At 43.2% G+C, this 12708-nt stretch carries 15 protein-coding genes; 14 read left to right on the top strand and 1 reads right to left on the bottom strand.

Annotated elements, in window-relative coordinates; all coding sequences use genetic code 11:
* The first annotated feature begins 4 nt into the window (after window positions 1–4).
* The 13 genes from N8L39_RS00850 to N8L39_RS00910 all read left to right on the top strand — a co-directional run bounded on the left by N8L39_RS00850 (window position 5) and on the right by N8L39_RS00910 (window position 10793).
* Complete coding sequence (locus N8L39_RS00850) at window positions 5–1267, top strand: glutamate-5-semialdehyde dehydrogenase (RefSeq protein ID WP_261009987.1); 1263 nt, start codon at window positions 5–7, stop codon at window positions 1265–1267.
* A gap of 3 nt (window positions 1268–1270) precedes the next feature.
* A complete protein-coding gene (gene proC, locus N8L39_RS00855; RefSeq protein WP_261009986.1) occupies window positions 1271–2068 on the top strand; it encodes a pyrroline-5-carboxylate reductase in 798 nt (265 codons plus the stop codon).
* A gap of 229 nt (window positions 2069–2297) precedes the next feature.
* Window positions 2298–2936, top strand: a complete 639-nt coding sequence (tmk, locus tag N8L39_RS00860; protein ID WP_261009985.1) for a dTMP kinase — start codon at window positions 2298–2300, stop codon at window positions 2934–2936.
* A complete protein-coding gene (locus tag N8L39_RS00865) occupies window positions 2933–3823 on the top strand; it encodes a DNA polymerase III subunit delta' (protein ID WP_261009984.1) in 891 nt (296 codons plus the stop codon). Before tmk ends, N8L39_RS00865 begins: the two co-directional genes overlap by 4 nt.
* 39 nt (window positions 3824–3862) lie before the next feature.
* A complete protein-coding gene (yabA, locus tag N8L39_RS00870) occupies window positions 3863–4180 on the top strand; it encodes a DNA replication initiation control protein YabA (protein ID WP_000358227.1) in 318 nt (105 codons plus the stop codon).
* Between the two features lie 2 nt (window positions 4181–4182).
* Complete coding sequence (gene rsmI, locus N8L39_RS00875) at window positions 4183–5061, top strand: 16S rRNA (cytidine(1402)-2'-O)-methyltransferase (protein WP_261009983.1); 879 nt, start codon at window positions 4183–4185, stop codon at window positions 5059–5061.
* A 186-nt stretch (window positions 5062–5247) separates the two neighbouring features.
* The gene (gene trmFO, locus N8L39_RS00880; RefSeq protein WP_261009982.1) at window positions 5248–6582 is read left to right on the top strand and encodes a methylenetetrahydrofolate--tRNA-(uracil(54)-C(5))-methyltransferase (FADH(2)-oxidizing) TrmFO; all 1335 of its coding nucleotides are present in this window, start codon (window positions 5248–5250) and stop codon (window positions 6580–6582) included.
* A gap of 83 nt (window positions 6583–6665) precedes the next feature.
* The gene (gene pyrH / locus N8L39_RS00885; protein WP_061816387.1) at window positions 6666–7403 is read left to right on the top strand and encodes a UMP kinase; all 738 of its coding nucleotides are present in this window, start codon (window positions 6666–6668) and stop codon (window positions 7401–7403) included.
* 8 nt (window positions 7404–7411) lie between these two features.
* On the top strand, window positions 7412–7969 hold the full coding sequence (gene frr, locus N8L39_RS00890) for a ribosome recycling factor (protein WP_001262225.1): 558 nt from the start codon (window positions 7412–7414) through the stop codon (window positions 7967–7969).
* 59 nt (window positions 7970–8028) lie between these two features.
* Window positions 8029–8883 carry an RNA-binding virulence regulatory protein CvfB gene (cvfB, locus tag N8L39_RS00895; protein WP_261009981.1) on the top strand — a complete coding sequence of 285 codons (855 nt, stop codon included), beginning with the start codon at window positions 8029–8031 and terminating at the stop codon, window positions 8881–8883.
* A gap of 11 nt (window positions 8884–8894) precedes the next feature.
* Window positions 8895–9452: a GrpB family protein gene (locus tag N8L39_RS00900; RefSeq protein WP_261009980.1), complete on the top strand. Its 558-nt coding sequence runs from the start codon at window positions 8895–8897 to the stop codon at window positions 9450–9452.
* A 45-nt stretch (window positions 9453–9497) separates the two neighbouring features.
* Window positions 9498–9713, top strand: coding sequence for a YozE family protein (locus N8L39_RS00905; RefSeq protein ID WP_001232084.1), 216 nt, complete (start codon window positions 9498–9500; stop codon window positions 9711–9713).
* Between the two features lie 84 nt (window positions 9714–9797).
* On the top strand, window positions 9798–10793 hold the full coding sequence (locus N8L39_RS00910; protein ID WP_261009979.1) for a PhoH family protein: 996 nt from the start codon (window positions 9798–9800) through the stop codon (window positions 10791–10793).
* A gap of 56 nt (window positions 10794–10849) precedes the next feature.
* Here N8L39_RS00910 and ald read toward each other — a convergent pair whose 3' ends face one another.
* A complete protein-coding gene (ald, locus tag N8L39_RS00915; protein WP_261009978.1) occupies window positions 10850–11962 on the bottom strand; it encodes an alanine dehydrogenase in 1113 nt (370 codons plus the stop codon).
* Window positions 11963–12133: 171 nt separating this feature from the next.
* On the opposite strand from ald, the gene N8L39_RS00920 reads away from it, so the two are divergent.
* Window positions 12134–12703, top strand: coding sequence for a GNAT family N-acetyltransferase (locus N8L39_RS00920; RefSeq protein ID WP_261009977.1), 570 nt, complete (start codon window positions 12134–12136; stop codon window positions 12701–12703).
* Window positions 12704–12708 lie beyond the last annotated feature (5 nt).

Genomic DNA, 12708 nt, shown 5'->3' on the forward strand with positions numbered 1-12708 from the left:
AACTATGGTAAGTACACAAGAACAATTTGAACAAGTACAGGCTGTTAAAAAATCGATCAACACAGCTAGTGAAGAGGTGAAAAACCAAGCCTTGTTAGCCATGGCTAATCACTTAGTGGCTGCTACTGAGGAGATTTTAGCGGCCAATGCCCTTGATATGGAAGCTGCTAAGGGTAAAATCTCAGATGTGATGCTGGATCGTCTTTATTTGGATGCAGGTCGTATAGAAGCAATGGCAACTGGTATTCGTGAAGTGGTTGCTTTACCAGATCCAATTGGTGAAATTTTAGAAATCAATCAGCTTGAAAATGGTTTGGTTATCACAAAGAAACGTGTAGCTATGGGAGTTATTGGTATAATCTATGAAAGCCGTCCGAATGTGACGTCTGATGCGGCTGCTTTGTCTCTTAAAAGTGGAAATGCAGTTGTTCTTCGTAGTGGTAAGGATGCCTATCAGACAGCCCATGCCATTGTCACAGCCCTGAAGAAGGGTTTGGAGACTACGACCATTCATCCAGATGTGATTCAACTGGTGGAAGATACCAGCCGTGAAAGTAGCTATGCCATGATGAAGGCCAAGGGTTATCTAGACCTTCTCATCCCCCGTGGAGGAGCTGGTTTGATCAATGCAGTGGTTGAGAATGCTATCGTACCTGTTATCGAGACCGGGACAGGGATTGTCCATGTTTATGTCGATAAGGATGCAGACGAAGACAAGGCTCTGTCTATCATCAACAATGCCAAAACCAGTCGTCCTTCTGTCTGCAATGCCATGGAGGTTCTACTTGTTCATGAAGACAAGGCAGCAAGCTTCCTTCCTCGCTTAGAGCAAGTTCTAGTTACAGAGCGTAAAGAAGCTGGGTTGGAACCAATTCAATTCCGACTTGATAGCAAAGCAAGCCAGTTTGTTTCAGGTCACGCAGCTGAAGCACAAGACTTTGACACCGAGTTTTTAGACTATGTATTAGCTGTTAAGGTTGTGAGCAGTTTAGAAGAAGCGGTTGCCCATATCGAAACCCACAGTACCCATCATTCGGATGCCATTGTGACGGAAAATGCTGAAGCTGCAGCATACTTTACAGATCAAGTGGACTCAGCAGCCGTCTATGTCAATGCCTCAACTCGTTTCACAGATGGAGGCCAATTTGGTCTTGGATGTGAAATGGGGATTTCAACTCAGAAATTGCACGCGCGTGGTCCCATGGGCTTGAAGGAATTGACTAGCTACAAGTATGTGGTTACTGGTGACGGACAGATAAGGGAGTAAGAAATGAAGATTGGATTTATCGGTTTGGGGAATATGGGAGCTAGTTTGGCCAAGGCTGTTTTGCAGGCCAAGACGGGTGCTCAGATTCTCCTTGCCAATCGTAGTCAAGCCAAGGTAGATGCTTTCATTGCAGACTTTGGTGGTCAGGCTTCCAGCAATGAAGAAATATTTGCAGAAGCAGATGTGATTTTTCTAGGAGTTAAGCCTGCTCAGTTTTCTGAACTGCTCTCTCAATACCAGACCATCCTTGAAAAACGAGCAAGTCTTCTTTTAATCTCTATGGCAGCTGGGTTGACCTTGGAAAAACTTGCTAGTCTTCTCCCAAATCAACACAGAATTATTCGTATGATGCCAAATACCCCTGCTTCTATCGGTCAAGGAGTGATTAGTTATGCCTTGTCTCCTAATTGCAGGGCTGAGGACAGTGAGCTCTTTTGTCAGCTATTAGCCAAGGCAGGTCTTTTGGTTGAATTAGGAGAAGGCTTAATCGACGCAGCGACAGGTCTTGCAGGTTGTGGACCGGCCTTTGTCTATCTCTTTATCGAGGCCTTGGCAGATGCAGGTGTTCAGACTGGATTGCCACGAGAAACAGCCTTGAAAATGGCGGCTCAAACTGTGGTAGGAGCTGGACAATTGGTCCTAGAAAGCCAAGAGCATCCTGGGGTCTTGAAAGACCAAGTTTGTAGCCCAGGCGGTTCGACTATCGCTGGTGTAGCAAGCCTAGAAGCGCATGCTTTTCGAGGAACAGTCATGGATGCAGTTCATCAAGCCTACAAACGAACACAAGAATTAGGTAAATAAGAGGTGGATTTGTCTGCCTCTTTTATGGTGGTTGATACTCTTCGAAAATCTCTTCAAACTTCGTCAGCTTCCATCTGCAACCTCAAAACAGTGTTTTGAGCAACCTGCGGGTAGCTTCCTAGTTTGCTCTTTGATTTTCATTGAGTATGAAATGAGAAGACAAAAAAGATTGTCACAAACCTCTATTTTTTTGATAGAATAGAAGTAGTAAAAAAGAAATGAGTTAGACATGTCAAAAGGATTTTTAGTCTCTCTTGAGGGACCAGAGGGAGCAGGAAAGACCAGTGTTTTAGAGGCTCTGCTCCCAATTTTAGAAGAAAAAGGGGTAGAGGTGCTGACGACCCGTGAACCTGGCGGAGTCTTGATTGGGGAGAAGATCCGGGAAGTGATTTTGGACCCAAGTCATACTCAGATGGATCCTAAAACGGAACTCCTTCTCTATATCGCCAGTCGCAGACAGCACTTGGTGGAAAAAGTTCTTCCAGCACTTGAAGCTGGCAAGTTGGTCATTATGGACCGCTTCATCGATAGTTCCGTTGCCTATCAGGGATTTGGTCGTGGCTTGGATATTGACGCCATTGACTGGCTCAATCAGTTTGCGACAGACGGCCTTAAACCCGATTTGACACTCTATTTTGACATCGAGGTGGAAGAAGGACTGGCTCGAATTGCTGCTAATAGCAATCGTGAGGTCAATCGTTTGGACTTGGAAGGGTTGGACTTGCATAAAAAAGTCCGTCAAGGTTACCTTTCTCTTCTGGATAAAGAAGGAAGTCGTATTGTCAAGATTGATGCGAGTCTTCCTTTGGAGCAAGTTGTGGAAACAACCAAGGCTGTCTTGTTTGACAGAATGGGCTTGGCAAGATGAAACAAGATCAACTAAAGGCCTGGCAACCAGATCAGTTTGACCGCTTTATCCGTATCCTAGAACAAGACCAGCTCAATCATGCCTATCTATTTTCAGGCTACTTTGGAAGCTTGGAAATGGCGCAATTTTTAGCTAAGAGCCTCTTTTGTACGGATAAAGTAGGTGTTTTACCATGTGAGAAATGCCGAAATTGTAAGCTGATTGAACAGGGAGAATTTCCCGATGTCACCTTGATTAAGCCAGTCAATCAGGTCATCAAGACAGAACGTATTCGGGAATTGGTGGGCCAGTTTTCCCAAGCAGGGATTGAAAGCCAGCAGCAGGTCTTTATTATCGAGCAAGCTGAGAAAATGCATCCCAACGCAGCTAATTCTCTGCTCAAGGTTATCGAAGAACCCCAGAGTGAGGTTTATATTTTCTTCTTGACCAGTGATGAAGAAAAGATTTTACCGACCATCCGCAGTCGGACCCAAATTTTTCACTTTAAAAAGCAAGAAGAAAAGCTCATCTTGCTCTTAGAACAAATGGGACTGGTTAAGAAAAAAGCGACTCTTTTAGCCCAGTTTAGTCAATCGCGAGCTGAAGCAGAAAAGTTGGCCAATCAGGCAAGTTTTTGGACCTTGGTCGATGAAAGTGAACGCCTGCTGACTTGGTTAGTGGCTAAGAAAAAAGAAAGTTACCTACAGGTTGCTAAACTAGCTAGCTTGGCAGATGACAAGGAAAAACAAGATCAGGTTTTACGGATTCTTGAAGTCCTCTGTGGGCAAGACATCCTACAAGCAAGAGTAAGAGTGATTTTACAAGATTTGTTAGAAGCTAGAAGAATGTGGCAGGCTAATGTCAGCTTTCAAAATGCCATGGAATATCTGGTCTTGAAAGAAATATAAACTCAAAAATGAATGATAAAGAAAGGAAAGGGCTGTTTTATGGACAAAAAAGAATTATTTGACGCGCTGGATGATTTTTCCCAACAGTTATTGGTAACCTTGGCCGATGTGGAAGCCATCAAGAAAAATCTCAAGAGCCTGGTAGAGGAAAATACAGCTCTTCGCTTGGAAAATAGTAAGTTGCGAGAACGCTTGGGTGAGGTAGAAGCAGATGCTCCTGTCAAGGCCAAGCATGTTCGTGAAAGTGTCCGTCGGATTTATAAAGACGGATTTCACGTATGTAATGATTTTTATGGACAACGTCGAGAGCAGGACGAGGAATGTATGTTCTGTGATGAGTTGTTATACAGGGAGTAGGCATGCAGATTCAAAAAAGTTTTAAGGGGCAGTCTCCCTACGGCAAGCTGTACCTAGTGGCAACGCCGATTGGCAATCTAGATGATATGACCTTTCGAGCTATTCAAACCTTGAAAGAAGTGGACTGGATTGCGGCTGAGGACACGCGCAATACAGGTCTATTGCTCAAGCATTTTGACATTACTACCAAGCAAATCAGTTTTCATGAGCACAATGCCAAGGAAAAGATTCCTGATTTGATTGGTTTCCTGAAAGCAGGACAAAGCATTGCTCAGGTATCCGACGCGGGTCTGCCTAGCATCTCAGACCCTGGTCATGATTTGGTTAAGGCAGCCATTGAGGAAGAAATTGCGGTTGTGACTGTTCCAGGTGCCTCTGCAGGAATTTCTGCCTTGATTGCTAGCGGTCTAGCGCCACAACCACATATCTTTTACGGCTTTTTACCGAGAAAATCAGGCCAGCAAAAGCAATTTTTCGACTTGAAAAAAGACTATCCTGAAACTCAGATTTTCTATGAATCGCCCCATCGTGTGGCAGATACATTGAAAAATATGCTAGAAGTCTACGGTGAACGCTCGGTAGTTTTGGTAAGAGAATTGACCAAAATCTATGAAGAATACCAACGAGGAAAGATTTCTGAATTGCTAGAAAGCATCGCAGAAACGCCGCTAAAGGGAGAATGCCTTCTCATCGTTGAAGGTGACAGTCAGGATGTGGAAGAAAAAGACGAGGAAGACTTGTTCTTAGAAATCCAAGCCCGTATCCAGCAAGGCATGAAGAAAAATCAAGCTATTAAGGAAGTAGCTAAGTTTTACCAGTGGAATAAGAGCCAGCTGTACGCAGCCTACCACGACTGGGAAGAAAATCAAGAAAATGACTAAACAGGGAAGTTTGCCTTCTTCCCTTTTTTTGTTATACTAGTAGAAGAAAAAATTAGAAAGATTTGTGGGAGTGAAAAAGTCTGGGGGATTTTTTCAGCCTGAGCCAAGAAATTCGAAAACTCTTAAGTTTGATTGGCCTTTTCAATGTGAACCTTGTCTTCACACTCCCAAAGAGGTATTAGTGTCGTGTCTCAATCTTATATCAATGTTATCGGTGCTGGTTTGGCAGGTTCTGAAGCAGCCTACCAAATTGCAGAACGTGGTATTCCAGTTAAACTTTATGAAATGCGTGGTGTTAAGTCAACACCCCAGCACAAAACAGACAATTTTGCTGAATTGGTTTGTTCTAATTCCTTACGTGGGGATGCCTTGACAAATGCTGTTGGGCTCCTTAAGGAAGAAATGCGTCGCTTGGGTTCTGTTATCTTAGAATCTGCTGAAGCAACCCGTGTTCCTGCAGGTGGTGCTCTTGCGGTGGACCGTGATGGTTTCTCCCAAAAGGTGACTGAAAAAGTCGCCAACCATCCCTTGATTGAAGTGGTTCGCGATGAAATTACAGAATTGCCGACAGATGTTATTACAGTTGTGGCGACTGGTCCTTTGACCAGCGATGCCCTAGCTGAGAAGATTCATGCCCTTAATGACGGCGATGGTTTCTATTTCTACGATGCGGCGGCGCCTATTATCGATGTCAACACCATCGATATGAGTAAGGTCTATCTCAAGTCTCGTTATGATAAGGGAGAAGCAGCCTATCTCAACGCTCCCATGACCAAGCAAGAATTTATGGATTTCCATGAAGCCTTGGTCAATGCGGAAGAAGCTCCGCTCAATTCTTTTGAAAAAGAAAAGTACTTTGAAGGTTGTATGCCTATCGAAGTTATGGCCAAACGTGGCATCAAAACCATGCTTTATGGCCCTATGAAACCGGTCGGTCTTGAGTATCCAGACGACTACACAGGACCTCGTGATGGAGAATTCAAAACACCTTATGCGGTGGTTCAGCTTCGTCAGGACAATGCAGCTGGTAGCCTCTACAATATTGTCGGTTTCCAGACCCATCTCAAATGGGGAGAACAAAAGCGTGTCTTTCAAATGATTCCAGGTCTTGAAAATGCTGAGTTTGTTCGCTATGGTGTCATGCACCGCAATTCTTATATGGATTCACCAAATCTTCTTGAACAGACCTATCGTTCTAAGAAACAGTCAAACCTCTTCTTTGCAGGTCAGATGACGGGTGTGGAAGGCTATGTTGAGTCGGCAGCTTCAGGCTTAGTTGCAGGTATTAACGCGGCTCGACTTTTCAAGGGTGAAAGTGAAGCCATCTTCCCAGAGACGACGGCTATCGGAAGTTTAGCTCATTACATAACCCATGCTGACAGCAAACATTTCCAACCAATGAATGTCAACTTTGGGATTATCAAGGAGTTGGAAGGCGAACGTATCCGTGATAAGAAGGCTCGTTATGAAAAAATTGCAGAGCGTGCTCTTAGCGACTTAGAGGAATTTTTAACAGTCTAATTTTTTTGAAAGAATTGCTCATGATACTATAAAAATCTTAGAAATTGTGATAAAATAGGTAGGATAAAAAAAGGAGAGTGAAAATGGCGAATCCCAAGTATAAACGTATTTTAATCAAGTTATCAGGTGAAGCCCTTGCCGGTGAACGTGGCGTAGGGATTGATATCCAAACAGTTCAAACAATCGCAAAAGAGATTCAAGAAGTTCATAGCTTAGGTATCGAAATTGCCCTTGTTATCGGTGGAGGAAATCTCTGGCGTGGAGAACCTGCAGCAGAAGCAGGAATGGACCGCGTTCAGGCAGATTACACAGGAATGCTTGGGACTGTTATGAATGCTCTTGTGATGGCAGATTCATTGCAACAAGTTGGGGTTGATACACGTGTGCAAACTGCTATTGCTATGCAACAAGTGGCAGAGCCTTATGTACGTGGACGTGCCCTTCGTCACCTTGAAAAAGACCGTATCGTTATCTTTGGTGCTGGAATTGGTTCACCTTACTTCTCAACAGATACAACAGCGGCTCTTCGTGCAGCTGAAATCGAAGCAGATGCTATCCTTATGGCTAAAAATGGCGTCGACGGTGTTTATAATGCCGATCCTAAGAAGGACAAGACAGCCGTTAAGTTTGAAGAATTGACCCACCGTGACGTTATCAATAAAGGTCTTCGTATCATGGACTCAACAGCTTCAACCCTCTCAATGGACAACGACATTGACTTGGTTGTCTTCAACATGAACCAACCAGGCAACATCAAACGTGTCGTATTTGGTGAAAATATCGGAACAACAGTTTCAAATAATATCGAAGAAAAGGAATAAGAAAGATTATGGCTAACGCAATTATTGAAAAAGCTAAAGAGAGAATGACCCAGTCTCACCAATCACTTGCTCGTGAATTTGGTGGTATCCGTGCTGGTCGTGCCAATGCAAGCTTGCTTGACCGTGTACATGTAGAATACTACGGAGTAGAAACTCCTCTTAACCAAATCGCTTCAATTACGATTCCAGAAGCGCGTGTTTTGTTGGTGACACCATTTGACAAGTCTTCATTGAAAGACATCGAACGTGCCTTGAACGCTTCTGATCTTGGTATCACACCAGCTAACGACGGTTCTGTTATTCGTTTGGTTATCCCTGCTCTCACAGAAGAAACTCGTCGTGACCTTGCTAAAGAAGTGAAGAAGGTCGGCGAAAATGCTAAAGTGGCTGTCCGCAATATCCGTCGCGATGCTATGGATGAAGCTAAGAAACAAGAAAAAGCAAAAGAAATCACTGAAGACGAATTGAAAACTCTTGAAAAAGATATTCAAAAAGTAACAGACGATGCTGTCAAACACATCGACGACATGACTGCCAATAAAGAAAAAGAACTTTTGGAAGTCTAAAAATAAACAGAAAAACTCAGTTGGCATTGCTGGCTGAGTTTTATTCGAAAGAAGGAAATATGAATACAAATCTTGCAAGTTTTATCGTTGGACTGATCATCGATGAAAACGACCGTTTTTACTTTGTGCAAAAGGATGGTCAAACCTATGCTCTTGCCAAGGAAGAAGGTCAACATACAGTAGGGGATACGGTCAAAGGTTTTGCCTACACGGATATGAAGCAAAAACTCCGCCTGACAACCTTAGAAGTGACTGCCACTCAGGACCAATTTGGTTGGGGAACTGTAACGGAAGTTCGTAAAGACTTGGGTGTCTTTGTGGATACAGGCCTACCTGATAAGGAAATCGTAGTGTCACTTGATATCCTCCCTGAGCTCAAGGAACTTTGGCCTAAGAAGGGCGACCAACTCTACATCCGTCTTGAAGTGGACAAGAAAGACCGCATCTGGGGACTCTTGGCTTATCAAGAAGACTTCCAACGTCTGGCTCGTCCTGCCTACAACAACATGCATAATCAAAACTGGCCAGCCATTGTATACCGCCTCAAGCTGTCAGGGACCTTTGTCTATCTGCCAGAAAATAACATGCTTGGTTTTATCCATCCTAGTGAGCGCTATGCAGAGCCACGTTTGGGACAAGTTTTAGATGCGCGTGTCATTGGTTTCCGTGAAGTGGACCGCACGTTGAACCTCTCCCTCAAACCACGTTCCTTTGAAATGTTGGAAAATGATGCTCAGATGATTTTGACTTACTTGGAAAGCAATGGCGGTTTCATGACCTTAAATGATAAATCATCTCCAGACGACATCAAGGCAACCTTTGGCATTTCTAAAGGTCAGTTCAAGAAAGCACTTGGTGGTTTGATGAAGGCTGGCAAAATCAAGCAAGACCAGTTTGGTACAGAGTTGATTTAGCTCTTATAGACATGATAAAGAAATTTGAAGAAATGAGTTTAGAGGAACTCTGGCAACTTTTTCCTATTTTTCTAGTAGAGCACAAGTCAGAGTGGAAAGACTGGTATGAATTGGAGAAAACAAGTCTGAAAAAAATATTGGGTGCAAATGTTATTAAAAGAATAGAACATATCGGTAGCACTGCTATCCCTAATATTTGGGCCAAAAATATCGTTGATATTCTGTTAGAAGTAGGTAGAATAGAGGATTTAGCAAGAGTTAGGGATTTATTGGTGAAGAATGGGTGGATAGTGATGTCGGAGAGTCCTAACAGGATTTCGCTAAATAAAGGATATACAGAGCAGGGATTTGCTGAGAAAGTTTTTCATTTACATTTGCGAATGACGGGAGATCATAACGAGATTTATTTTAGAGATTATCTCTGCCAGCATCCAGATATTGCCCAAGCGTATCAGGAATTAAAACTCAGTTTGTGGAAACAATTTGAACACAATCGAGACGCCTATACTGATGCGAAAACGGATTTTATAAACCACTATGTGTCAGAGGCCAAGTCCAGTAATTTTTAAAAATCAGAAAAGTTTCATCAAAAAAAGTCTTGATAGGAGAAAGAATTGAGAAAATCATTTTACACTTGGCTCATGACTGAGCGCAATCCTAAAAGTAACAGTCCCAAAGCCATCTTAGCAGATCTCGCTTTTGAAGAGTCGGCCTTTCCAAAACATACAGATGATTTCGATGAGGTGAGTCGCTTTTTGGAGGAACATGCCAGTTTCTCTTTCAACCTAGGAGACTTTGACGCTATCTGGCAAGAATACTTAGAACACTAGCATGATTCACTAGGTTTGGGCTAGTAATTTCTCCACCCCTTTGCTATAATAAAAAGAAATAAAAGGATTAGAGAGGTTCTTTATTTGAAGGAACATTCAATAGACATTCAACTGAGTCATCCAGATGACTTGTTTCATCTTTTTGGTTCCAATGAGCGCCATCTTCGTTTGATGGAAGAAGAGCTTGATGTGGTGATTCATGCTCGTACGGAGATTGTCCAAGTTTTGGGAGAAGAGACTGCCTGTGAGGAAGCCCGTCAGGTTATCCAAGCCTTGATGGTTTTGGTGAATCGTGGGATGACGGTTGGGACGCCAGATGTGGTGACTGCAATTAGCATGGTCAAAAACGATGAAATCGACAAGTTTGTCGCCCTTTACGAAGAAGAAATCATCAAGGATAATACTGGGAAGCCTATCCGTGTCAAAACCTTGGGTCAAAAACTTTATGTGGAAAGTGTTAAACAGCACGATGTGACCTTTGGAATTGGGCCAGCAGGGACAGGGAAGACCTTTCTTGCAGTTACCTTGGCAGTGACAGCCCTTAAACGCGGGCAGGTCAAGCGAATTATCCTAACTCGTCCAGCAGTGGAAGCTGGTGAGAGTCTTGGATTTCTTCCGGGTGATCTCAAGGAAAAGGTGGACCCTTACCTTCGACCTGTTTACGATGCCTTGTATCAGATTTTAGGAAAAGACCAGACGACTCGTCTCATGGAGCGTGAAATTATCGAGATTGCACCTCTTGCCTACATGCGTGGACGGACCTTGGATGATGCCTTTGTCATTCTCGATGAGGCGCAAAATACGACTATCATGCAGATGAAGATGTTTTTGACTCGTTTAGGCTTTAATTCTAAGATGATTGTCAATGGAGATATCAGTCAGATTGACCTTCCGCGTAACGTCAAGTCCGGTTTGATTGATGCCCAAGAAAAGCTCAAGAACATTCACCAGATTGACTTTGTTCATTTTTCAGCCAAGGATGTGGTTCGCCATCCAGTTGTCGCTCAGATTATCCGAGCCTATGAACCAGCACCAATTAAAAATGAAGAGCGTGAAGAAGTCCAAGAAGAAACAGAATAGCAAAAAAGAGCAGTTCAGGTGGAATTGCTCTTTCTTTTATCTGATAATTAGATTTTTTATACTAGTTCATCAATTGGAGTATGTCTTTTATCGAGACCTTGGGCTACTGGAAGACTGGTTAAGTAACCTTGATAAGTGGTAACACCTTGACGCAAGCCCTCATCTTCAGAGATTGCTTGTACAAATCCTTTTTCAGCCAAAGCTTCGATATAAGGAAGAGTGACATTGGTTAGGGCAATGGTAGAAGTACGGGCAACTGCACCAGGGATGTTGGCAACGGCATAGTGGAGCACACCATGTTTTTCATATACAGGTTCATCGTGCGTTGTCACACGGTCAGCTGTCTCGATAACGCCACCTTGGTCAACAGCAACATCAACGATGACAGATCCTGGACGCATTTGCTTGACCATCTCCTCTGTCACCAATTTTGGTGCTTTGGCACCTGGGATGAGAACCGCTCCGATCACCACATCCGCATCTCTCACACTGGCTTCGATGTTGAATGAATTAGACATAAGGGTTTGGATTTGATGGCCAAAGACCTCTTCGAGGATTGAAAGACGTTTAGCACTGATATCAAAGATTGTCACTTGCGCTCCCAATCCTAAAGCGATGCGGGCAGCATGGGTCCCTACGACACCGCCACCGATGATGGTTACTTTCCCTTTAGGTACACCCGGTACACCACCCAGTAGGACGCCAGAACCTCCTGCTTGCTTAGTTAGAAAATGAGCACCGATTTGGACTGCCATACGGCCTGCAACCTCACTCATAGGAACGAGGAGTGGTAACTGACCTTGGGAATCACGAACAGTTTCATAGGCAATCCCTGTTGTTTTTGCTGCTAGCATAGCATCTGCTAATTCAGTCGCAGCGGCCATGTGCAAGTAGGTAAAGAGAAGCAGGTCGTCACGTAAGTAACCATATTCAGAAGCTAATGGTTCTTTTACTTTCACGACTAACTCTGCAGCCCAGGCTTCACCAGCAGTAGCAACAATCTCAGCTCCTTGCTTTTGATAGTCATCATCAGTAAAGCCAGAACCGAGACCAGCATTTGTTTCGATAAGGACGCGATGACCACGACCAACTAAGCTGTGAACACCAGCAGGTGTGAGGGCAACACGGTTTTCATTATTCTTAATTTCTTTTGGAATTCCGATTAACATAGAGAAAAACTCACTTTCTATTGACGGGGTGTAAATGATTTATCACAATTTTCTATAAAATAAGGTGATGATTTTATTCTATATGAAACCGCTTTAAAAAGCAAGAAAAATTTGTTATCACTTCTTTTTTATGCTAGACTGATAGAAAATACTTTTGAATGGTAGAAACGTATGGAATCAATCTTTTTAAAACTAGCTCAGTATCCAATAGTGGAGACAGAGCGTTTATTGCTCCGACCTGTAACCTTGGACGATGCAGAAGCTATGTTTGAGTATGTTTCAGACAGAGAAAATACACGCTACACTTTTCCAACCAATCAAAATTTAGAAGAAACCAAGAATAACATTGCTCAGTTCTACTTGGCCAATCCCTTGGGACGGTGGGCAATAGAACTAAAAAGCAATGGTCAGTTTATTGGAACCATTGACTTGCACAAGATTGATCCTGTTCTTAAGAAGGCAGCTATTGGCTACATTATCAATAAAAAGTATTGGAATCAAGGATTAACGACAGAAGCCAATCGTGCTGTGATTGAGCTAGCTTTTGAGAAGATAGGGATGAATAAGTTGACTGCCCTTCACGATAAGGATAATCCTGCGTCAGGAAAGGTCATGAAGAAATCAGGAATGCATTTTTCTCACGAAGAAGCTTATGCTTGTATGGACCAGCATGAAAAAGGCCGAATCGTTACAAGAGTTCATTATGTCTTGACCAAGGAAGACTATTTTGCAAATAAATAAGCAGT

The sequence above is a fragment of the Streptococcus mitis genome, from assembly GCF_946190285.1.
Classification (GTDB): domain Bacteria; phylum Bacillota; class Bacilli; order Lactobacillales; family Streptococcaceae; genus Streptococcus; species Streptococcus mitis_CP.